Origin of the sequence: Aeromonas sp. 61P (assembly GCF_051919545.1) — a bacterium.
Lineage (GTDB): Bacteria > Pseudomonadota > Gammaproteobacteria > Enterobacterales > Aeromonadaceae > Aeromonas > Aeromonas veronii.
The window spans coordinates 3307026-3330076 of sequence record NZ_JBQBEL010000001.1; the positions used below are offsets into that span (position 1 = coordinate 3307026).

Below are 23051 nucleotides of genomic sequence, written 5' to 3' on the forward strand. Positions count from 1 at the left end.
GGATGGGGGCTGTTGCTCGCACTAGCGAGTCTACTTTGCTGGGCCCTGCCCCCACGGGCAGAGCTGCTGCCGGGGGCCGACCCCAGCGATTGGCTGCTGATCATCGAAGCGGATGGCGAGCGCCAGAGCAGCGAACTGGAGATCACCCCCCTACTGCGCCAGTTTGCAGTGGGCAGAGTGACCATGAGCCGGGTCACCACCCCGGTACAACAACTGACTCGCTGGCAGATCCCGCTGCACCAGAGCGACTCACCCGCTAATACAAAGGTGGTGATTGCCCCGCTCAAGCTGGGAAATGAGTTCACTCCCTCGCTCACCCTGCCATTGAGAGAGGTGAAAACAGCGGCGCTGCCGCAACCCGCAGCCCCCTCGCCCCTCGAGATGCAGGCCCGCCTTGAGCATCAGGGCCCGCTCTATCCCGGCCAGCCGGTGATCTACCGGCTGACACTATGGCTGCCCACCAGTATGCAAAACCCGGCCCTGAGCGAACTCAGCTCTGCCCACTTTACCATCCGTCGCCTCGGTAGCGACGAGTGGATCGCCCCCGTTCAGGCTGGTCTACCCGGCCGGCTCACCCGCAGCTGGCTCATTCAGGCAAAAGCGCCTGGGCTATGGCTCCTCGACTCACCCCGCTTGCAGGGGCAGCTCACGCAGCAAGGGAACAAGCCGCAAAAACTCTCGGCCCGCGCGGCACCACTCGAGGTTCGGGTCGACAAAGCCCCCGCCACGCCGGTGGCCACCCGGCTGACCCTGAGTCAACGGCTTGAACCGGCCTCCACGGGGGAAGTGGGTGAACCACTGATCCGTATCCTCACCCTGACCATGGAAAATGGTGACAGCGGCCAGATACAGCTTGCCCCCCTGATGGCCCATCAACTGCCAAACGGCATACAGGCACATCCCGATGGCGAGCAACAGCAGGAGCGTTACCGAGATGGCAAGCTGCTGTTTGAGCGACAGTGGCGCCAGACTCTGGTCGCGGAGCAGAGCGGCGACTACCAGCTGCCCCCCATTGATCTGCCCTGGTTTAATACCCAAAGTGGCCGGATTGAGCAGGCCAGCCTGCCTGCCATCACGCTGACGTTTCAGGCAACGACAAATCGGCAACCTGATCAGCAGACATCGCAGATGGCACTGCGAGAGAGCCTTTGGTGGGTCGTGCTGGCCATAACGCTGCGTGCGCTATGGCGCCACTGGCCTCGCTGGCCCCGCTGGCGCGCCTTCTATCAACTGCAACGTGCCCTTGCCCAACACCAGCCGGATGCCAGTCGCAAGGCGCTGATCAAGTGGGCGACCATGCGCTGGCAGGTCTCCTATTATCAATTAGGCCAGTTGCCTGACGCTGGGCATAATCGGCTCGGCAACGCGCTCGCCGCACTCGAGCGAGCCTGTTTTGCACGGCCCTCTTCTGGCCCGCCCATCGAGTGGCGCGCTCTGGCGCGTACCCTCAGGGCTGATGAAACGGCCGGTATTGCGTACCTGATTTACCTGCTGGCGCACGGGAGTTCCCGCTCCCGCCGCCACGCCCCCTGACAAGGATTGCCCTATGGCACTACTGTTTTTTAGAAAAAAACGTGCTCAGCAGCATATTGGTGGAAATGATCCGGCCACTTCGCCGGTCTCTGATCCCATGGCTGACAAACAAACCAAATTTGAAGCACTGGTTCATGCGCTGCATGGCGATCTATACCGGTATGCCTACTGGCTGACCCGGCATCCCAACGTGGCGGAAGATCTGGTGCAAGAGACCTTCCTGCGCGCCTGGAAGGCTATCGACACCCTGCAGGATGACAAGGCGGCCAAGGGGTGGCTGATCACCATCCTCAGACGGGAAAACGCCCGCCGCTTTGAACGCAAACAGCTGGAGCTGGTTGATCTCGACGATCACCCTCAACCCCAGCACGATGCACTGCACAGCGAACAGGAGATGGAGAACGAGTGGTTGCACCGTCACATCGCCCGGTTGCCCGAGGAGTATCAGGAGCCACTGCTGCTGCAAGTTGTGGGAGGATTCAGTGGTGAGGAGATTGCCGAGATGCTCGGCCTCAACAAAAACACCGTCATGACCCGACTGTTTCGCGCCCGCAACCAGATCAAGGAGGCGATGGAGCAGAAGAACCAAGCAAGAGGACACGGACATGGATGAACTCGAATTTCGCCGCAACGCCATGATCCAGCCCAACGATCAACAACCGGACTTTCTCAAAACTGCTGAAGCAAGCCAAGCCAATCGGAACTACCTCGACGAGATGAAGCAGTTCGACAGAAGCCTCAAGCGTGCCATGCAGGTAGAGGTTCCCGCCGGACTGGCCGAGCGGATCCTGCTCAGGCAAGCCATGCTGCAAGACAGTGATGCGCCAGATGATATGCCGCCATCCCGACCCCTTGGCACGGCGCCGGTCAAGCTCCGGACATCGACATCCTGGCGCCAGATCGCCTTGGCTGCATCGGTCGCCTTCCTGCTGGGAATGAGCACCCGCTGGATCACGCTGCCAGAAACGGCTCCTGCGGCCCTCTCCCTCGCACAGGTGGCGATGGCTCATGTCTATGGCGAAGAACCCTTTATTGAAGGTGTCGATGAGCAGGTCAATCTGCATAACATCAATGCCAAGATGGAGAAGTATGGCGCCACCTTAAGCGGGATGGATGGGCTCAAGGTGACCTATGTCAATCACTGCTCGTTTTATCAGGGACCAGCCTTGCACATGGTGATCCAGGGAAAGATGGGGCCAGTCACTCTCTTTTTAGTGCCCAAACATGTGCCATTAACCCTGCAACAGGCCACCTTTGAAGATGGCACCCTCAAAGGAGAGATTGTCCAGCTCAAAGGCGCCAATATGGTACTGATTGGCGAGATGAGAGAGCCACTTGCCCCCGTTGCCAACGCCCTGCAGTCACGTCTGCAGTGGGACATTTAACATCGCTGGTTAACAACCTCAGATCCATCCTCAATAGCAGGCGGCGGTCACGAGCCGCTGCCTGTTCCCCCCCAGATTACTCCCCTTTGTCACTCATTTGCCTCAAGATTTCGAAAAATTGACAAAATTTTTTTTGTGACGGAGATCGGCAATCCAGGTCAATAATCCACCTTTACACCCTCAAAATGATGAATTAAACAGCAAGTTAAAACAAATGATTAACACATCGATCACTTTTATGTATTCTGCTGTCACTGGTCTGATTTCTTACCTCCTACCAGATCCATAGAATCACGCCAGAATTGATTGGGAAGAAGCTGAAATAAAAACGGATTTTGTCGAGGTTTGCATTGAACGTGCAGCCAATATCGGCAAAAAAATCTGCCTACAAGAGAGAACACCATGACGACAACTATTTTCAAGAAGAGCCTGATTGCCGCCACCATCGCGCTGGCCACCGGTCAAGTCCATGCCGCGGCATTCCAGTTGAACGAGCACTCGGCCTCCGGTCTGGGTCGCGCCTATGCCGGTGAAGCGGCTATCGCCGACAACGCCTCTGTTCTGGCCCGTAACCCGGCCGCCATGACCACCTTCGACAAGATGGCAGTTTCTGTCTCCGGCACCTACATCAAACCGGATGTCGATGTGGATGGTGCTGTTTACGCTGGCGCGAACAAAATGGCTCCAGCCAGCGAAAGTGGCATTGCTCCGGCAGCCTTCGTTCCCGCCTCCTACTTTATTCAGCCGCTGAATGACCAGTGGGCTTGGGGTATTGGCATCTTCTCCAACTACGGTCTCTCCACCGAATACTCCAAAACCTTCCCGGCTGGTGCCGGTGCTGGTGATACCGAGTTGATGACCTTCAATATCAACCCGAACATTGCCTATCGTGTCAACGAACACTTCAGTGTCGGTGCTGGTATCAACGCCGTTTACGGTGCCGCCGAACTCAACCGCTATGCCGGTCTGCTGGGCCCGCTGAACCCACCTAGCCAAGGTGGCCCGCTGCCGACAGATACTCGTCTGGCTCACTTGAAAGGCGACACCTGGGGCTTTGGCTGGAACGTTGGTACCCTGTATGAAGTCAATGAAAACCATCGCTTTGCACTGACCTACCGTTCACAAGTCGATATGAGCTTTGACGGTGATTTCCAAGGTGCAAGCTCACTGAATCGCACCGTGGATGGCAACCTGAAGCTGGATCTGCCTGCACAAGCCGAGTTCGCTGGTTACCATCGCCTGAGCCCGCAGTTTGCTGTTCATTACTCTGTAAACTGGACTGACTGGAGCGCCTTCCAGGAGCTGAAAGCAACCAGCAGCCAATGTGCTGGCGGCGTATGTCTGCAAAAAGATGAGAAGTTCAAAGATTCTACTCGCTACTCCATCGGCGGTACCTGGTATATCAACCCGGCATGGGAAGCTCGCATGGGCTTTGCCTATGACAACACCCCGATCGAAGCCGAATACCGTAGCCTGAGCATTCCCGACTCAGACCGTATCTGGTACAGCGCCGGTGCCACCTACCATATCAACACCGATATGAGCGTTGACTTTGGTATGGCTTATCTGGACGGTAAAGAAGTTGACGTCAACGAAGGTCTGCGTAGCCACTCCGACAGCCTGCGTTGGAAAGGAACTTCCCACGGCAACGCCTTCCTGGCTTCTGCCCAGTTCAACATGAAGTTCTGATTATTGATAGAATGGAAAGAGCGCCGCCAGGCGCTCTTTTTTTATCCATAACTTAGATTTCAGCGCACACATGTAGCACACACGTGTTTATTTTTCTTTTCCAATCAAGCTATTAGAGTGCATCATCCCAGCATTTAATCTTGTTTTATCCAGATACTGGCCATTACCGTTGCCTTGCTGGTCATACCATATAAAATCCTGCCTTCATTCATATGACCGATTGAACCTTCGGGTAACAGCAAGGATTTTGCCATGCATCCCATCATCAAACCGTCCGCCATCGCCCTGCTGGTGATCGCGGGTCAGACCCATGCCGCCGGGTTCCAATTGGCTGAACAGTCCGCTACAGGACTGGGACGCGCCTTTGCCGGTGAGGCAGCCATCGCGGATAACGCCAGTGTACTCTCCCGCAATGCAGCAGCCATGACCCGCTTCGATCAGATGGCGCTCTCTGGCGGAGTCATCTATGTCAGTCCTGACGTCAATATTGAAGGCAACACCCGCTTGCCGACCAAAGCCGGTGTCGTCACCTCCGATGCCAGTGCACACGATATCGCCGCCGCAGCCTGGGTACCCAACGCCTATCTCATCATTCCACTCAATGAGCAGTGGCGACTAGGCTTCTCGGCAACCTCTTACTACGGCCTTGGCGTCAAGATGCCGGATAACTACAGCGCGGGACACTTTGGCAATGTCTCCGATATCAAGACCATGGATCTGGGTACCTCACTCGCCTATCGCATCAATGAGATGTGGTCAATTGGTGCCGGGATCTCTGCTATTCAGGGCGAAGGCGAAGTCGGTGGCACCTTCCCTTCTCGCAACCTGATCGCAAAACATTTGCAAGGGGATGGCTGGGCATGGGGCTGGAATGTCGGCACCTTGCTGGAGTTGTCCGAACAAACCCGAATTGGCCTCTCCTACCGTCACGATGTCACTTTGACCCTCTCGGGAGATGCTATCCTGGGCCGACCCAATGCAGATGGCTCCGTTACCGAGATCAGAGATACCGGTAGTCTGGATCTGCCGTTGCCAGCGACGGCAGAGTTGGCGGCGTTCCATCAGCTGACTGACAAGCTGGCTCTCCACGGCAGCCTGAACTGGACCAACTGGAGCAAATTCGTTCAGTTGGAAGCTGATCTCAACAATTTGCAGAACATGCACATCAAGGACGAGCACTGGGAAGATAGCTGGCGCTACGCCATCGGTATGACCTATCAGGTCACTCCCAAATGGCAACTGCGCTCCGGTGTGGCCTATGACGCCAGCCCTGTGCCAGCCGATCGTCGTACCATTTCCATCCCGGATGCCGATCGCCTCTGGTACAGCCTGGGAATGGGGTATCAGTTCACGCCCAACCTGACCGTGGATCTGGGGCTGACCCTGATCGATGGCAAAAAGGTGGATGTCACTGAAAAAATGGAGCTGCAACCGGGTAATCCGATGACGACCTCCACCTTCCAGGGCACTTCCGAAGGGGATGCCTGGCTGGCTGGTGCACAATTGAGCTATCTCTTCTAAATTCCTTCCCTGCAAAAAACGCTATGCCAATTATTGCCTTACTCAATAAGGTGAACACTGGCATAGTGTTCTGCAACACCATAAAATCAACCCAGTACCTTTACTGGAGCAAGGCATGTATTCCTACGTAGCAAGACAGCCGATCCTCGACAGAGACCTCAAAACTCATGCCTATGAGCTGCTCTTTCGCGATAGTCTGAATAATGTCTTCCCGAGCATCTCCTCCCAACAGGCGACGTCACGCCTGGTGGTCGAACAATTCCTGCAACAGAATATCGATCAACTGTTGGGGGGCCGTCCCTGCTTTATCAATTTTCCCCACTCACTGCTACTGGAGGGATTGGCAGAGTGCCTGCCGCCCGAAAAAGTGGTGATTGAGATCCTGGAAGATTCCCCACCGGATGATGCCCTGCTGGAAAAGGTGAAACAGTTGCACAAGCTGGGATATCAACTGGCACTCGATGACTTCACCATGTCACCGGATTGGGAGCGCTTCCTCCCCTTTATCCACATCATCAAGTTTGATCTTCGTGCCACCCCCCTGATGCAGATCAAAGTGTTTATCCAGCGGCATCAGACGCTGGGGCTCACCTATCTGGCGGAAAAAGTAGAGGACAAGGCGGAGTTCGAGCGGGTCAAACAGCTGGGGATCCAGCTGTTCCAGGGCTTTTTCTTCAGCAGACCCGAGATGGTCAAGCAAGCCACCATGGAGCCAGCACAAGTCGTGGTGATGCAGTTGCTCAACGTGGTCAACGAGGCAGAGCCTGATATCAACAAGATTGAGCAGCTACTCGGTCAGGATATCTCCCTCTCCCTCAAGCTGCTGCGCTATGTCAACCATCTCAAAGGTCACACCAACCCTATTTCGTCATTTCGCCAGGCTGCCATCTATCTGGGCAACACCCAGCTAAAGCGCTTTGTTTCGCTGGTAGCCGCGACCAGTGCGGGCAAGGGCAAGAGCGCCGAGCTCTACCAGATGTCGATGATCCGAGCCCGATTCTGTGAACTGCTGGCCCATGCCCACGCCCCGAGCCAGCAGGCACAACAAGCCTTTATCACCGGTCTCTTCTCCCTGCTGGATGTACTGATGGAGCAGCCGATGGACAAACTGCTCGGCACTATCCCTCTTATCGACGATATTCGGCTGGCGCTGCTGGAGCGCAAAGGCAATCTCGGTTTCTACCTCGCGTTTTGTGAAGATTACGAGAGCGCCAACTGGTCACGGGTCACGGCCAGAACAGCCCGCCTGGGGCTGAGCGAGGATAAGGTGAGTCACCTCTATCTGGCCGCCACCACCTGGGTCACGGAACAACTGCTGGCGATGGAAGCCACCAATTAATTCGTTTCGTCATTCACTTCGACCGCGATAGCGGTCGCCTCCCCCCCCCCGATACAGAGCGCGGCCACGCCTCGCTGCAAACCCCGTTGCCGCAGCGCGGCGATCAGCGTCACCAGAATGCGTGCGCCACTCGCCCCCAGCGGATGACCAAGCGCACAGGCCCCACCATGCACATTAACCTTGTGATGAGGGATGCCGACCCCGCTCATGGTCAGCATGGTGACCATGGCGAAGGCCTCGTTGATCTCGAATAGATCCACCTCTTCCACCGACCATGCAAGACGCGCCAGCAAGCGTGAAATGGCGCCAATGGGCGCAGAGGTAAATTCGGCGGGCAATGCCGCGTGGCTCTGATAACCGACGATCCGTGCCAGCACTGGTACCTGCCAGGCTTGCGCCGTGGCGCCATCCATCAATATCAGCGCCGCCGCACCGTCCGAGATGGAGCTCGAATTGGCCGCCGTAATGGTGCCCTCCTTGCCAAATGCAGGCTTCAGGGTCGGGATCTTCTCCGGTCTGCCCTTGCCAGGCTGCTCGTCTTCGGCCAGCAACAAGCGATCACCGCGATAGACACTTGCCAGCTCGGATGCAAACGCGCCGGCTTGCTGCGCATCGCGGGCACGCTGCAACGACGCAAGAGCAAACTCATCCATGGCAGTGCGGGTCAAACCAGCCAGATCGGCGCTGCGCTGGGCATGCCCCCCCATCAGCTGGCCATCATAGGCATCTTGCAAACCGTCGAGGAATAGGTGGTCCAGTACCTTTTGATGCCCCATCCGAAAGCCGCTGCGGGCATTATCCAGCAGATAGGGGGCACGGCTCATACTCTCCATCCCCCCCGCGACCACTACCCTGTTGTCCCCAAGGCGGATGGTATCCGCCGCCAGCATCACTGCTTTCATGCCGGATCCGCACACCTTGTTGACCGTGGTAGCAGGCACACTATCTGGCAACCCTGCTTTCAACAACGCTTGCCGGGCTGGCGCTTGCCCCACGCCCGCCGCCAGCACATTGCCCATAAACACTTCATCGACCTGCTCCGGACTCAGCCCACTTTGCAGTAGTGCCGCCTCAATGGCACAGGCACCCAACTCAGGCGCAGTTACCTCTGCCAATACCCCCTGAAACGCCCCCATCGGAGTCCGTTTTGCCGCCACAATTGCAATATCCATTTGCCTGCCTCTGTTTGTTACATGGCCATAACATAGGGGTTCTGACGCGATGGAACAAGAGTTGCAGTGCAGTTTACGTTTAGGTAAGGTGCAGACAGGATTTAGTTCGCCAAGAAGTCTGTATGAACAACAAGGATGAAGGACGGCGCTTCAGCATCAGTGAGCTGGCCCGGGAATTTGATATTACGACGCGCAGTATCCGTTTCTACGAGGATCAGGGGTTGCTCAATCCCGCCCGAGAGGGACAAACCCGCATTTACAGCAAGCAGGATCGGGTTCGCCTCAAGCTCACCCTGCGCGGCAAGCGGCTCGGGTTCAGCCTCGCCGAGATCCGCGAGCTGTTTGATCTCTATGATGCCGACAAGAGCAGCCGCACCCAGTTACAAACCATGCTGGGACTGGTTGAGGAAAAACGGCAGACACTTCAACAGCAGATGGAAGATATCAGGATGGTGCTGCTGGAGCTGGATGCCGCCGAGCAGCGCTGCCAACAGGCCCTTAGCCAGCTGGGATAACCAGCTTGCTGGGCTGACAAGGTAGCTCTTTCAGCCCGATCACAAGATGCCAGATAGCAAAAAGCCACTCCTGAGAGTGGCTTTTCTTCGACCTGACGGTTCGCTATTAAACGCGAACGAAGTCCAGGTGGATCAGCTTGTAACGTACCGGGTGACGCTGGATAGCTTTCACTTTTACGTTAACTTCTTCACCGTTGATAACCAGAGTCAGTACAGACTCATAGAATTCCGGCTTCTCTTGAGCCAGGATCATTTTCTTGTGGTCAACAGTGATGGACAGGGCTTCTTTGCCTGCACCGTAAACGATGGCAGGAACTTGGTCAGCTTGACGCAGGCGGCGGCTCGCACCTTTCCCCAGGTCAGAACGGACTTCAGCTTGGAATACGAAAGACATAGTATGTATCTCTTTTGGATGAATTTATGGTGCTAACTGCGACCGGTCAGCACCTCGCAAAACGAGCGCGAATACTACCACGGGCCAAATTCGGATACAAGGTACCGATTCTGCATTTAGCGCCCCTGCTCCAACCGGGCGAATTGCTGCTGACGCTGAGCCGGGCTCAGGGCATCAAACCGCGCCAGGGTCTCGGCGCGCGGACAGTAGAGACCCTCCCCCGTTCTGACTCGAATGCTCTTGCCAAGCCGCTGCTGGTTCTCTGCCACCAGCGCCAGCAAATAGCTGTAGGTATCGGCTCCCCGGGCACTGGATAACTGATTCGCTATACGCCACAGGGTCTCCCCTGCGGCGACCTGATGACACACGGTTTGTGGACCGCCGGCCGCAGGAGCCGAGAGGGTAAGCATGGCGTCACTGCCTGCGGATAAGCTAGCCGTGTGGCTGGCGAGCGCCATATCGGTGCTCGCTACTCCCTCATATCCTTGGGCACCACTCATCCCCGCTGTGCGAAAGGTCACCCCCAGCTGAGCGAGCAGAGGTTCGCTCGCGTCGGGGTCGCTGGGCATATCAACACCACCGAACGCGTCTTGGGGTGTACGGAACTCGGCGATAAAGGGCGCGACAGGTTGCGCGTGATAAGCAGGGGACCCACTCCCCTGCTGCACGATTGCACCAGCCGCAACAGCCTGCCCGGGGACAACCCCGTAAGCCATCTCGTCGATGCGCCGCAGCCTTGCCAGATAGGTTTTGGAGAGCTGCGCCTCCCCCTCGAACAGATCGAAAGGGGGGACCAGCCGGGCGGGAAAGAGGATCTGCCAGCGACCGTGCTTCTGCTTTTGGGCCAGCGGCGGAAACTGATTGCCACGCCAGGCCACAAACATCGCAGGCGGCGTGCGCGCCAGCGGGTAATATTCCGGGTTCAACTGCACCCAGGTTTGTTCCGCGATGGGTTGATAACCGCTGATCACCACCTGCGCCACACTCAACCAGATCCCCAGCATCCTTGCCTCCCTGACTTGCGGTTTGAAGGGGCTACCTGACCGGCAACCCCTTCTCAGCACCCGCTATCATGCTGTTAAAACAGTTAGATAGCAGCTTAGCACTGAGCGATGACGTTAAGCACCCGTTTATCGGAGACCGGATAAGGGGTCCCCAGATTCTGGGCAAAGAACGACACCCGCAGCTCCTCGATCATCCAGCGGATATTGGCCACCTCGGTGGGAATAAGCTGGGATTTGGGGATCTTGGCCAGCAGCGCCTTGTACTCCGACTCCACGCTGTGCACCTTGAGCATGTAGACCCGATCCCGGTTGGGATCGATGGCCAGCTTCTCCAGGCGACGCTCGATGGCCCGCAGGTAACGCAAGAGGTCCGGCAGCCGCTGCCAGCCGGTCTCGGTGACAAAGCCCTTGTGAATAAGGTTGCCCAACTGCTGCTGGATATCCGACATGGCAAAAGCGGTGTCGAGCTGCATCTTGCCCTTGAGCCGTTTCTTGATCTCGTGGGACAGCGTCAGCACGGCTTCCACCTGCTTGGCCACCTCAACTACCGCATCGTTGAGCTCGGCGCGGACAAACTCCTTGAGCGCCTCGAAATCGGCCTCGTCCCAAGCCAGCCCGCCATGCTGATCGATCAGCTTGTCGCAGCCACAGGCGATGCAGTCGTCGATAAGCTCGGCCACCTTGCCAAAGGGGTTGAAATAGAGCCCCAGCTTGGCCTTGTTGGGCAGCTTCTCCTGCAGATACTTGATAGGAGATGGCACGTTGAGCAGCACCAGCCGGCGCTGACCGGCCCACATCAGCTGCTGTTGCACCACCGGGCTCTCCACCAGCTGGATGGCGACCGAATCTTTCTGATCCACTAACGCCGGATAGGCCTTCACCTCGAAACCGCTGCGCTTTTGGCTGTACTCCTTCGGCAGCTCGCCAAAGCTCCAGAGGGTGAGGCCGGACTGCTCGATGTCGTCGTCCGCCACTTGTGACAACGTCTCCTGCACCTTGCCGCGCAGCGACTCTTTCAAGGCTTCCAGATCTTTCCCTTCCGCCACCTTCTTGTGTTTGTCGTCCACCACCCGGAAGGTGAGTTTCAGGTGATCGGGCACCGCAGACCAGTCCCAGGATTCGCGGGGCACGGTCACACCGGTCATACGCCGCAGCTGGCGCTCCATCTCGTCCAGCAGCGGCCCCTGCTCGGGGTTGATGCTGGCGAGCAGCGCATCGGCGTAGTTCGGCGCCGGCACGAAATTCTTGCGCATCGGCTTGGGCATCGACTTGATAAGGGCCACCAACAGCTCATGGCGCAGCCCGGGGATCAGCCACTCAAACCCCTTCACCTCCACCTGATTCAGGAGCGGCAGCGGGATATGCAGGGTCACGCCATCGGCGGCCTCCCCCGGCTCGAACTGATAGGTCAGCTTGAGCTTGAGGCGCCCCTGCTGCCAGACGTTGGGGTAGTCGAGATCGCTGATGTGGGCGGCATCTCCCTTCATCAGCATCTCTTTTTCGAAGTTGAGCAGCTCGGGATCCTGCTTTTGCGCCTCTTTCCACCACTTGTCGAAGTGGCGGGCGGAGATCACCTCCTCCGGCAAACGGGCATCGTAGAAGCGGAACAGATCCTCGTCATCCACCAGGATGTCGCGCCGACGGGATTTGTGCTCCAGCGCCTCCACCTCGGCCAGGAGCTTGCGGTTATCGCTGAAGAAACGGTGACGGGTCTCGAAATCCCCCTCCACCAGCGCGCGGCGGATAAACAGCTCGCGGCACAGCGCCGGATCGATGCGGCTGAAGTTGATGATGCGCTCGTTGACTAGGGTCAGGCCATAAAGCGTCACCTTCTCCTTGGCCATCACTGCGCCATTTTTCTTCGACCAGTGGGGGTCGCTGTGGTGCAGCTTGATAAGGTGCCCCGCCAGCGGCTCCACCCACTCGGGTTCAATCTTGGCGTTGATGCGGGCATAGAGGCGCGAGGTCTCCACCAATTCTGCGGCCATCACCCACTTGGGCGGCTTCTTGAACAGACCCGAAGCCGGGAACAGGTGGAAACGGCCGTTGCGGGCGCCAAGGAACTCGGGTTTTTCCAGATCCTTGTTGCCGATATGGCTCAAGAGGCCGGTCAACAGCGCGCAGTGCACCGTCTTGAAATCTGCCGGTTCATGGTTGGCTTTAAAACCCAGCTCCTTGACCGTCTGACGCAGCTGGAAGTGAATGTCCTGCCACTCGCGCACCCGCAGATAGGAGAGAAACTCCTTCTGGCACATGCGGCGGAACGGATTGCTGCCAAGGGCATCCTGCTGCTCTTTCAGGTAATTCCACAGATTGACGAAGGCGAGAAAGTCGGAATCCTTGTCCTCAAAGCGCCTGTGCTGCTCGTCGGCGGCCTGCTTCTTCTCCATAGGCCGCTCGCGGGGATCCTGAATGCTGAGGGCCGCGGTAATCACCATCACCTCGCTCAGGCAGCCAGTTTGCGCCGCGCTGATCACCATCTTCGCCAGACGCGGATCAAGGGGGATGCGCGAGAGCTGGCGACCAGTCTCGGTCAGCTGCAACTTGGCTTCGCGATCGCCGGTGGCGGGCAGCTCGCGCACCGCCTCCAGCTCTTTCAAGAGAGTCAGACCATCCTTGATATGGCGGGACTCCGGCGGCTCGACGAAGGGGAACGCCTCCATATTGCCAAGGCCGAGCGCCAGCATCTGCAGGATGACCGATGCCAGGTTGGTACGCAGGATCTCGGGGTCGGTAAAGGCGGAACGGCTGTTAAAATCCTCCTCCGAGTAGAGACGGATACAGATACCATCTGCCACCCGGCCGCAGCGTCCTTTACGCTGGTTGGCACTGGCCTGGGAGACCGGCTCGATGGGCAGGCGCTGCACCTTGGTACGCCAGGAGTAACGACTGATGCGGGCGGTGCCCGGGTCAATGACGTAACGAATGCCTGGCACCGTCAGCGATGTCTCCGCCACGTTGGTGGCGAGCACGATGCGCCGTCCGGCATGTTGCTGGAACACCTTGTTCTGCTCGGCGTTGGAGAGGCGGGCGTAAAGCGGCAGCACCTCGGTATCGCGCAGGTTGAGTTTGCGCAGGGCATCGGCAGTATCGCGGATCTCCCGCTCGCCGTTCATGAAGATAAGGATGTCCCCGAGCCCCTCGCGGGACAGCTCTTCCACCGCGTCGAAGATCCCCTGCAGTTCGTCGCGCTCCTCCAGCCCCTCGCTCTTGTCACTGCTTTTTTTATCAACAAACAGTGGGCGGTAGCGCACCTCCACCGGATAGGTACGGCCGGAGACCTCGATCACCGGCGCCTTGTTGAAATGGCGGGAGAAGCGCTGGGGGTCGATGGTGGCCGAGGTGATGATCACCTTGAGATCAGGGCGCTTGGGCAGCAGTTGCTTTAGATAGCCCAGGATGAAGTCGATATTGAGGCTGCGCTCGTGGGCCTCATCGATGATGATGGTGTCGTACTGGGTCAGCATCCGGTCATTCTGGATCTCCGCCAGCAGGATACCGTCGGTCATCAGCTTGATGTGGGTCTGCTCGCTCACCTGATCGGTAAAGCGCACCTTGTAACCCACGTAGTGGCCAAGCTCGGACTCCATCTCCTCGGCAATACGGGCCGCGACGGTGCGGGCCGCCAAACGGCGTGGCTGGGTGTGGCCGATAAAGCCCTTCACTCCGCGCCCGAGCGCCAGACAGATCTTGGGGATCTGGGTGGTTTTGCCCGAGCCGGTTTCCCTGCAATGATCACCACTTGATGCTCTTGAATGGCCTTGGCGATTTCAGCCTGCTTCTGGCTGACCGGCAGGTTGTCCGGATAAGTGACCTTGGGCACTCCGGCCAGACGGGTTTGATAGCGCACTTCGGCGGCGGCCAAATCAGCGGCGATGGTCTCAAGCACGGCGGCCTGTTTGCCTTCAGGCAGCTTCTTGACCCCGTGCAGACGGCTGGAAAGGCGGCGGGCGTCGAGATTCATGCAGGCAGAGAGACGGCGGCGCAGCGCCTCGATAGAGAGAGACAAGGTACAAATTCCTTAAATAGGTGCCCAGAGGGGCCATATCGATAAGCTGGGAGCGATCCTAAAGAGCGAGCGGGGGCGGTGCAAGCCTTAACGTAGCGTTATATATGGGAAGACAGAGAGATTGGCCGCTCCTCAAACATGACAAAACAACCATTGTAAGATGGCATAACATAGATAAATGGCAGCATATGAAATAGCCAAGGCAAGCCGAAGCTTGCCTTGGGAGAGAGGAAAACAGGGTTAACCGTGGGTGTGATGGACAAAACAGGTAGTGAGCTGGGCGTGAATGGCCTGCATGACGTTGTGGCGATTGATGACCCCGAGCAGACGCCCCTCCTCCACTACCGGATAGATTTTCGGCTTTTGCCCCATCATCATCTCCGCCAGGCTCAAAATGCTGGTATCTGGCCCCACCGACAACACCTCCTTGCGCATCACATCCTTGACCTGCGCCACCTGTTCGCAGTGATAGGCCTCTTTAAGCAGCACTGCGATGCAATCCTGCTCGGAGATCCAGCCAATCAGATGACCCTGCCCATCCACCACCGGGCCACCGAGCTGATGACTGTTCAGAAATTTCTCAACCGCAGCTTGCACCATCATGTCGGCAGTGAAGGTGATGGGTCTGCTCTGCATATAATCCTTGGCTTTTAGCGATTCCATATCTGCTCCCCTACGGTAGTCCATCAAGCTGGCGTCTTGTGCGCCGGTACCGGCACCATGCTCGGCTTGTTCCAAGCATAGCTGGCTCGCGGCAGTATGAGTCAGCGGCCAGCCTCTCCCTCAATTGATGGCATGATCCGGCTCGCGATCCGGAATGGCTGCCATCATCATCTGCGGCAGGTGATCGGCCAGCACCGCCACCACAGCTGGATCAACCCGCCCCTGATCCGCCAGTTGCTGCATAAAGGTCAATGCGTCACGGGCAGGCAGGCCGCGCCGATAAGGTCTGTCCTGTACCATTGCCTGAAAAATATCAGCGACCCGCAGGATCCGCGCTTCGAGCGCCATGGCGGATGCCGGCAGGTGGAACGGATAGCCCTCCCCGTCAGGCTCCTCATGGTGATAGGCCGCCCAACAGGCAATCTCCTCAAACCCTTCGATATGACGCAGGATCTGGTAAGTCTCGAAGCTGTGGGTATTGATGATGGCCCGCTCCTCTTTCGTCAGGCTGGCAGGCTTGTCGAGGATCTCGTCCGGCACCCTGAGCTTGCCAAGATCATGCAGCAAACCGGCGATCTCCAGCATGTCACAATGGATGGCACTGACTCCCATCAATTCTGCCAACGCACGAGACAACCTGCTCACACCGAGTGAATGCGTCATCGTGAATGGGCTTTTGGCGTCGACAATGCCAGAGAAGATCTGCGCCAGCGCTTTTAGCTCCCCGTTGAAGGTCAGACAAGGCTCCCGCACCTGCAGCATCTCCAGCATGTAATCATTGATAGAGCGTGCTTCCAGCTGCAGCCAGAATGCCTCAGAGCGAGACGCCTTGAGGAAGGCATCCACCAGCTCAGGGGCAAAGAACTCGTCACGGAAATCCTGCAGGCGTGCGCGGATCTCGTTGGTATGCATCAACAATGAACCATCACCATAGTAGGGCGCCGCCAACGCATCGCAGCGATCCACCAGAAAGATAAGGTTGGCCTGACGGGCTACATTGGGGTCCACATCGGCCATCTCGCGCAACAGGTGCCAGTGGGTATGGTGATAACGGATAGGCAGGGCCAGCGGGGCCAGCAAACGGAAATCCTTGAGCAGTTGATACCCTACCTCGCAGTGGCGCTGGGAGGACTCCCAATCGAACTCGCTGACCAGATGGTGATGGGTGATGGTCGAGGAGACACCGATATCATGCAGCACCCCCAGCTCGAACAGCAGACAGCGTTCGGCCTCACTCATCCCCAGCTCCCGGCTGCACTCGGCAGCCATAATCCCGACCCGTTTACCGTGGGCCACATCGCCAATGCCCACCAGATCCAGCGAGGCTGACAGGGCATACACCACCTGCCTTAGATCCACTTGCAATGAAAAGGGGGCTGCGCCCTGCGCTCTGTCCATGATCCGGGTCCCATGCGATGTTGTTGTATCAAACTGGCGCTGTTTTATGCTTCGCCTTCTATCAACTTAGTCAATAGCCGAGCCTTTTACCTTGTTTTTATAGGCATTTATGACCCTGACACCTTGAAAAGGCAAAGATTACAGCTGGATTTATTTGGCCACACCCATTCAAGTCATATGTATACGTTCAAAAATATGCGAGCAGGCTTTTTAAATCTCGCGATGACATTGTGAGCAGTTTTAAAAATTCATATCTAAGCGAAACAATCAACACCCCAGCTTTACTTAATTATGACTTAATCAGAATTAAAGAGTGCTCGGTTGGCCAGTAAGAATTTTGAATAAAGGCACACCACAACGCTAATAACAGCTCTCATCCCCTAAATTGATTAGCCGAACTGTGAACTCCATCACCCATTTATTCGCCTTATCGCCATCGATAGCGGTAGACACCTCCGCCTTCTGGATACACCTTCCCATGCTCGCTCGAGCCCACCCGATAGCTTGCGACCAAAAGGTTGGAGAAAAAATATCGGATAACCAGCGGTTATATTCGCTATAAGGCGACAAGGATAAACGGGATTTATAGATTGAAACTGTTGAAAGCTGATTTCCAAGCTGCGGTTAACTCGAGCTATTAGGTCATATCACTCTTTGCAGGTCATAACGACAGCGATAAAGGGGAATGTGCCCATCCGGGTATTCCATCCCCTCCAAAAGCCTGCACGGGATGATATTTCCACCGCGTTAAACGCACGCTGCTTTCATCGCCTATTTTGTGTACCAATTCACATCAGATTAGGCGTGGAGCCAATAATGGCCATTCAAATAAACAAAATAGCCATGAGCCTTGCCTTAATGGCCACCGCTGGTAGTGCCACAGCAGCCGCCAAGCCCAATATTCTTGCCATCATGGGCGATGACATCGGCTACTGGAACATCAGTGCCTACAACCAGGGGATGATGGGCTACCAGACCCCGAACCTGGACAGGATCGCCAATGAGGGTCCTCTTAACCGGTCACTACAGATATCACTAAACAATCATCATATCCTGAGAGATAGATTGGCCTTATAGTTTCGGTGAGCAAGACAGAAGTGCATAAGATATCGGGAGCAACCGCCCAATAAACCGCCACCTGCGCGGCTCGCCCTTCGTTCTGCCTGCGCTATGGTTTACCATGCACACAATTGTGGTGCCTGGCACCGCCCACCCTAGCGCCAGGCGCTACCGTCATCGGATACCTCATCTCGAGCAACATGAGCAAAACAGCACACGCGGGCAACGAGCCAACATTCTACTTTCACGACTACGAGACCTTCGGCATCAGCCCCGCCAAGGACAGGCCGTCGCAGTTTGCCGGTATTCGTACCGATGCGGATTTCAACATCATTGGCGAGCCTCTGGTCATCTATTGCAAGCCTCCGGCGGACTATCTGCCGGATCCGGAGGCGTGCCTGATTACCGGTATCACGCCACAGAAGGCGATGAAGGACGGGCTGTGCGAGGCAGATTTCATTCACCAGATCCACGAGCAGTTCGCCACGCCGAATACCTGTGTGCTTGGCTACAACAGCATCCGCTTCGATGATGAAGTGACCCGTTACACCCTCTATCGCAACTTCTATGACCCCTATGCCTACAGCTGGCAGAATGGCAACTCCCGCTGGGATATTCTCGACATGCTGCGGGCCTGCTATGCCCTGCGCCCGGAGGGGATCGAGTGGGCGTTTGACGATGAGGGCAAGCCGAGTTTCCGGCTGGAGAAGCTGACGGTCGCCAACGGCGTCGCCCACGCCAATGCTCATGATGCGCTCTCCGACGTGCTGGCCACCATCGAGATGGCCAAGCTGGTGAAAAAAGCCCAACCCAAGCTGTTTGGTTACCTCTTTGACCTTCGCAACAAGAACAAGGTGAAGGCGCTGATTGACGTGGTGACCATGAAGCCGCTGGTGCATGTCTCCGGCATGTTCTCTCCCTGGCAGGGTTGTGCAAGCTGGGTCTCGCCACTTGCCTGGCACCCCACCAACCAGAACGCGGTGATCATGGTGGATCTGACCCGTGACCCCACCCCGCTCATTGAACTCTCCAGTGAGGAGATCCGCGAACGCCTCTATACCAAAAAAGAGGAGCTGGGGGATCTGGCGGGCATTCCGGTGAAACTGGTGCACATCAACAAGTGCCCGGTGCTGGCGCCGGCCGCCACCCTGACGGCGGAACGGGCCGACGAGCTCGGCATCAATCGGGAGCAGTGCCGCAAGAGCCTGGATCTGCTGCGCGCCCACCCCGAGGTGCGGGAAAAACTGGTGGAGGTGTTCAATCAGGAGTTCGCCGGCAGCAATGAGAGCGACCCCGATACCCAGCTCTACGCAGGATTCTTTGGCCATGGCGACAAGTCCACCATGGATCTGGTGCGTGCCACCCCCGCGGATCTGCTGGGTGAACGGGAGTTCGCCTTTACCGACGCTCGGCTGCCGGAGATGCTGTTCCGCTATCGCGCCCGCAACTGGCCGCACACCTTGAGCGAAGCGGAGCAGAAACGCTGGCGCCTGCACTGCAGCGACTACTTCAGCCGCCGTCTGCCGGACTATGTGCCCCGTCTCGAGGCGCTGGCCGAGCAGAACCAGAGTAACGAACGGAACTTTGCGATTCTAAAGAGTCTCTATCACTATCTGGAAGATTTATGAGTTGTGAGTAGTTTCACAATAAATCCTTCCCGCCCGTCCCCTTCTTCAGGTCATAATGACGAAGGGGATTTCCCCAAAAACCAATATCTTGCAACATCCTGAGCGGATGTCTCCCAAGCAAGAGATCTCTTTGGCCGAATGGAAGCCATTTGCTGATGCCTCGTCACCACGCACTGCTCGGATTACTGGCCCTGCTGCCGCTGGCAGCCAACGCCGCATACCGGTTCGATGTGCCGGATTATCTTGCTCGCCTGCCCGAGCAGACCTATCGCATCGTAGAACAGAACTTCAATACCCTTTATCAGCAGACTGATTTCACTCCCCTGATCACCAACAGCTACTTCAACGGCTCCCATCTCTACAAGTTTGTCGGGGTACCGCTGGCCATCAGCGCCCAGTCAGGTTTCCAGCTGGAGGTGTTTGGTCAGGTCTATAACCGCGCATCGCAAGCCTATATGCACCTGAGCGAGGACATGTCCCTCTATCGGGTGATGCGGGTCGATCTGATGGGGAACCCCAATGATCAACTGGCCATCGGTTTTGGTCTGGGGGTGCCCATCACCCCGTTGCTGACCCTCAAGGCGATCGCCTCCGGCAGTGACATCCCGGGCTATGGCTCAGCCAAATACGCCGTCGGCTTTGAGTGGCGTTACTGATAACCGCTGATTGAAACAATTCAGGCTCCGTGATGGAGCCTGAATTGTTTATGGTGAGGTTGTGATCAGGCGTAGCGGATCACCCGCCCTTCGCCCCCTTGCAGGGTCACAGCCGTACCGACTGCCTGCCCATGCCAAAAATCAGTTCCCCCTTCCGGCAGCAGAAACTCCTGTGGTTGCTCCTCCCAGTTGAACAGACAGAGCAAGGTGCCGCCCTCGGGCAGGCTTACTTCACCACAGGCAAAGTCCATCGACTCGAAACGGGCAGAGGGTGCACGGGACGCACAAAGCTCAAGCAGCTTGCGCAGTTGCACCGCCTGCTCCTCATCGAGATCTTGCAGTCGATCACCGGCCAGCATCATGCCGCCGCTCGCCACCAACGCTGCCAGATGGAAGCTGTAATCCGCATTGCTTGCCTGCTGGCTCGGCAGATCCCGAAGGCAGATACAGTCGGGGTCGAGGGCCCAGAGCTTGTCGTTCTGCCAGGCGCGGCAGAAGGCCTCGCGGGCGATCTGGCGATAGCGGTGGCCGTTGCGCTCCACATCATCACTCACCCGCATGCCGTGCACCAGCCCAAGACTTGGCCAGATGGGGGCGTTGCAACCGAGCAGGAAAGCCCCTTCACCAGCACCACGCAGGATGGCCGCCATACCGCGTTGATAGGCTTCAACCCGGGTGGCGGCCGGATCGTGGAAACGACCACCGTGGATGGCGCCCCAGAAATTGGCATCTAGCTTGAAGTAGTGGATGCCCCACTGCTCGCGCAGGGTTCGGAACACCTGCTCAAGGTGCGCCTGCACCTCGGGGTGGGTACCATCCAGCACATACCAGGGAGTACAACGCCAACCGCCATAGGTGACACGCTCGGAGGGGAGCGGCAGGCCGTCATCCCCCTTCACAAACCAGTCGGGGTGCTCCTGAAACACCTGTGAACCGGGTTCGGCAATAAAGGGCGCGACCCAGAGGGCGGGCTCGCAGCCAGCCTGTTTGATCTCCGCAGCCAGTGCCGCAACGCCTTGCTCGAACTTGGCCGATGGAGTAAGCCAATCGCCCATTTTAGCCTGATAGCCGTCGTCGATCTGCACGTAACGCAGGGCAGGGAAACGCTCGGCACGCACCTGCAGATTTTCGCGAATATCGGCGGCACTTACCTCGGCGTAGTAGTGATACCAGGAGCACCAGCCGCTCGGGCGCTCACTCACCTTGCCGATCAGCGAGCCATGTTCGACCTCGATCAGCCGTGCCAGTTCGGCCAGCAGATCTTCGCGCTCCGCCCCTTCGAGGCAGATCAGCGCCTCGCTCTGCCAATGCTCACCAGCCGCAAGTTTTCGCCCTTCGCAATTCATCAGGATCTGCAAGCGACCATCGGGATAGAGACGAAACTCCCCGCCAAAACGGTGGCAGCTGGCAAAGGCGAGCAGCAGCCACCCCTTGCCATGCTCCACCAGCAGCAGGTTGTGAATGGTGTGATAGTCATTGTCATCAGTGATGCGATAGACGCTGGCATCGGGACAACGGCCGACATGTTGCGGTGATTGCCAGCACCCCATGGTCTGGGCCAGCATCTGGAATCCTTCGCCATAGATGGAGCTCTCCACCGGCAGGCCAAGCTTGCCGTCAAACAGCACCCAGCGCTCGACCGGGGTGGCATCAGAACCGGTGTTGTCGAGTCGCACCCGACACAGGGGCCCTTCCCACTGACGGGTTTGCAGCAGATGGGGTGGCAACGCATTATCGTTCGCCAGCTGGCGAACTCGGGACAAGAGGGATGTCATCACTACTCCTTGTAGTTCAAAAAGGGTTCTATCAGGCACTTTTCAAAAAATGCCAATCAAATCAGCTTCAAATGAACTGATTTCAGTTGTTATTGTTTTAATGCCGCGACCCGGCCTCTCTGGTAAACTGCGATTTTTCTTCCCAGTCGATGAGGTTCACGTGATCGCGCAACGCGCCTTGCTGTACTTTCGTGACTTTATGGTCATCGTCGCCTGCCTGCTGGCAGGCAAATCCGTGGCAGCCATCCTGCCGTTCGCCTTTCCCGGCAGCATCATCGGCATGCTGCTGCTCTTCGTGCTGCTCTCCCTGCAACTGATCAAGCTGCACTGGGTCGAGCTGGGCGCTGGCTTGCTGCTGCGCCACATGGGCGTTTTGTTCGTGCCAGTCGCGGTCGGGCTGGTGGCCTGGCTTGAGCCCCTGCGCCAATCCTTCGGCGTCATCATGCTCTGCATCGTGCTCGGGATCGTGCTGATCCTCGCCACCGTCGGTCGGCTCTACCAGAGGATGAACAAATGATCTTCTGGCTCGCAATTCCCCTGACCCTGGCGCTCTATTTCGCCACCCGCGCCCTCTATCGACGCCTGCCCTGGCCCATCATCAACCCTGTGCTGGTGCCGACCGCGGTGCTCATCGGCCTGCTGCTCTGGTTTGATCTGCCCCTTGAGCTGTACGAGCGCGGCAGCAGCCCCATTACCATGCTGCTAGAACCCGCAGTGGTGGCGCTGGCGCTGCCGCTCTATCAGCAGGCGCGCCAGATCCAAGCCAAGCTCAAGCCCATCCTAATCTGTACCCTCGCCTCCGTCTTGATCTCGGTGTGCACAACCCTGCTGATCGGTCACTTTATGGGCACAGATCCGGCACTGCTCGCCTCCCTTGCCACCAAATCCATCACCACCCCGCTCGCCATGAGCGTCAGCCAGTCCATCGGCGGCATTCCCGCCATCGCGGCCGCCGTGGTGGTGGTGGTGGGGATTGTCGGTGCCCTGATCGGCTACCCGCTGCTCAAACTGTTCAAAGTGACCGATCCGGAAGCGCAAGGGCTCGCCATGGGGGCCTGTGCCCACGCCATCGGCACAGCTACTTCCGCCGAGAAGGGGATCACCCAGGGGGCCTTTGCATCGCTGGCCATGGTGGTGTGCGGGATCCTCACCGCTGCCGTCGCGCCGCTGCTGTTTGCCATCTATCACTGGCTGATCTGATCACCCCATTGACCACCTGTTGACCATTCCGAGGGGCCTGCTGGCCTCTCGGGGTGCGACCTGCCGCACAATTTGCACAAGACAAACGTTTCCATTACCATCCCCCTCCGT

Annotated in this window: 18 protein-coding genes and 1 pseudogene; 12 read left to right on the forward strand and 7 right to left on the reverse strand. The window is 57.6% G+C overall.

The window, feature by feature from the left end; all coding sequences use genetic code 11:
- Window positions 1-12 precede the first annotated feature (12 nt).
- The 6 genes from ACTG2O_RS15640 to ACTG2O_RS15665 all read left to right on the forward strand — a co-directional run bounded on the left by ACTG2O_RS15640 (window position 13) and on the right by ACTG2O_RS15665 (window position 7467).
- A complete protein-coding gene (locus ACTG2O_RS15640; protein WP_439976667.1) occupies window positions 13-1533 on the forward strand; it encodes a hypothetical protein in 1521 nt (506 codons plus the stop codon).
- A 13-nt stretch (window positions 1534-1546) separates the two neighbouring features.
- Window positions 1547-2146, forward strand: a complete 600-nt coding sequence (locus ACTG2O_RS15645) for a sigma-70 family RNA polymerase sigma factor (protein ID WP_069526875.1) — start codon at window positions 1547-1549, stop codon at window positions 2144-2146.
- Window positions 2139-2918, forward strand: coding sequence for a DUF3379 domain-containing protein (locus ACTG2O_RS15650; RefSeq protein ID WP_439976289.1), 780 nt, complete (start codon window positions 2139-2141; stop codon window positions 2916-2918). The genes ACTG2O_RS15645 and ACTG2O_RS15650 overlap by 8 nt, the downstream gene beginning before the upstream one ends.
- A 402-nt stretch (window positions 2919-3320) precedes the next feature.
- Window positions 3321-4607, forward strand: a complete 1287-nt coding sequence (locus ACTG2O_RS15655; protein ID WP_019446747.1) for an outer membrane protein transport protein — start codon at window positions 3321-3323, stop codon at window positions 4605-4607.
- A 252-nt stretch (window positions 4608-4859) separates the two neighbouring features.
- On the forward strand, window positions 4860-6128 hold the full coding sequence (locus ACTG2O_RS15660) for an OmpP1/FadL family transporter (protein ID WP_019446748.1): 1269 nt from the start codon (window positions 4860-4862) through the stop codon (window positions 6126-6128).
- A 115-nt stretch (window positions 6129-6243) separates the two neighbouring features.
- Entirely contained in the window at window positions 6244-7467 is a 1224-nt protein-coding gene (locus tag ACTG2O_RS15665) for an EAL and HDOD domain-containing protein (protein ID WP_005333249.1), read from the forward strand.
- Here the strand turns inward: ACTG2O_RS15665 and ACTG2O_RS15670 are convergent.
- Window positions 7464-8639, reverse strand: a complete 1176-nt coding sequence (locus ACTG2O_RS15670; RefSeq protein WP_439976290.1) for a thiolase family protein — start codon at window positions 8637-8639, stop codon at window positions 7464-7466. The genes ACTG2O_RS15665 and ACTG2O_RS15670 overlap by 4 nt on opposite strands.
- Before the next feature lie 122 nt (window positions 8640-8761).
- Here ACTG2O_RS15670 and ACTG2O_RS15675 point away from each other — a divergent pair, with 122 nt between their 5' ends.
- A complete protein-coding gene (locus tag ACTG2O_RS15675) occupies window positions 8762-9154 on the forward strand; it encodes a MerR family transcriptional regulator (protein WP_129504111.1) in 393 nt (130 codons plus the stop codon).
- 106 nt (window positions 9155-9260) lie between these two features.
- Here the strand turns inward: ACTG2O_RS15675 and rplY are convergent, their stop codons facing one another.
- The 5 genes and pseudogenes from rplY to ACTG2O_RS15700 form a co-directional block, all read right to left on the reverse strand.
- Window positions 9261-9548, reverse strand: a complete 288-nt coding sequence (rplY, locus tag ACTG2O_RS15680) for a 50S ribosomal protein L25 (protein WP_005333252.1) — start codon at window positions 9546-9548, stop codon at window positions 9261-9263.
- A gap of 116 nt (window positions 9549-9664) precedes the next feature.
- On the reverse strand, window positions 9665-10552 hold the full coding sequence (locus tag ACTG2O_RS15685) for a hypothetical protein (protein ID WP_439976291.1): 888 nt from the start codon (window positions 10550-10552) through the stop codon (window positions 9665-9667).
- A gap of 95 nt (window positions 10553-10647) precedes the next feature.
- Window positions 10648-14561 (reverse strand): annotated as a pseudogene (hrpA, locus tag ACTG2O_RS15690) (ATP-dependent RNA helicase HrpA).
- A 240-nt stretch (window positions 14562-14801) separates the two neighbouring features.
- A complete protein-coding gene (locus ACTG2O_RS15695; protein ID WP_005333273.1) occupies window positions 14802-15224 on the reverse strand; it encodes a CBS domain-containing protein in 423 nt (140 codons plus the stop codon).
- A gap of 120 nt (window positions 15225-15344) precedes the next feature.
- Window positions 15345-16622, reverse strand: coding sequence for an HD-GYP domain-containing protein (locus ACTG2O_RS15700; protein ID WP_031227597.1), 1278 nt, complete (start codon window positions 16620-16622; stop codon window positions 15345-15347).
- Window positions 16623-17438: 816 nt separating this feature from the next.
- Here ACTG2O_RS15700 and ACTG2O_RS15705 point away from each other — a divergent pair.
- From ACTG2O_RS15705 to ACTG2O_RS15715, 3 genes are all read left to right on the forward strand, one after another.
- The gene (locus tag ACTG2O_RS15705) at window positions 17439-17699 is read left to right on the forward strand and encodes a hypothetical protein (protein ID WP_234829651.1); all 261 of its coding nucleotides are present in this window, start codon (window positions 17439-17441) and stop codon (window positions 17697-17699) included.
- A gap of 182 nt (window positions 17700-17881) precedes the next feature.
- Window positions 17882-19309, forward strand: coding sequence for an exodeoxyribonuclease I (gene sbcB / locus ACTG2O_RS15710; RefSeq protein ID WP_439976292.1), 1428 nt, complete (start codon window positions 17882-17884; stop codon window positions 19307-19309).
- Window positions 19310-19464: 155 nt separating this feature from the next.
- On the forward strand, window positions 19465-19965 hold the full coding sequence (locus tag ACTG2O_RS15715) for a hypothetical protein (protein WP_005360277.1): 501 nt from the start codon (window positions 19465-19467) through the stop codon (window positions 19963-19965).
- A 65-nt stretch (window positions 19966-20030) separates the two neighbouring features.
- On the opposite strand, the gene ACTG2O_RS15720 is transcribed toward ACTG2O_RS15715, so the two are convergent.
- Complete coding sequence (locus ACTG2O_RS15720; RefSeq protein ID WP_439976293.1) at window positions 20031-21740, reverse strand: glycoside hydrolase family 36 protein; 1710 nt, start codon at window positions 21738-21740, stop codon at window positions 20031-20033.
- A gap of 160 nt (window positions 21741-21900) precedes the next feature.
- Between ACTG2O_RS15720 and ACTG2O_RS15725 the strand changes: the two genes are divergently transcribed.
- A complete protein-coding gene (locus ACTG2O_RS15725; protein ID WP_005333279.1) occupies window positions 21901-22257 on the forward strand; it encodes a CidA/LrgA family protein in 357 nt (118 codons plus the stop codon).
- The gene (locus tag ACTG2O_RS15730; RefSeq protein WP_439976294.1) at window positions 22254-22940 is read left to right on the forward strand and encodes an LrgB family protein; all 687 of its coding nucleotides are present in this window, start codon (window positions 22254-22256) and stop codon (window positions 22938-22940) included. Before ACTG2O_RS15725 ends, ACTG2O_RS15730 begins: the two co-directional genes overlap by 4 nt.
- Window positions 22941-23051 lie beyond the last annotated feature (111 nt).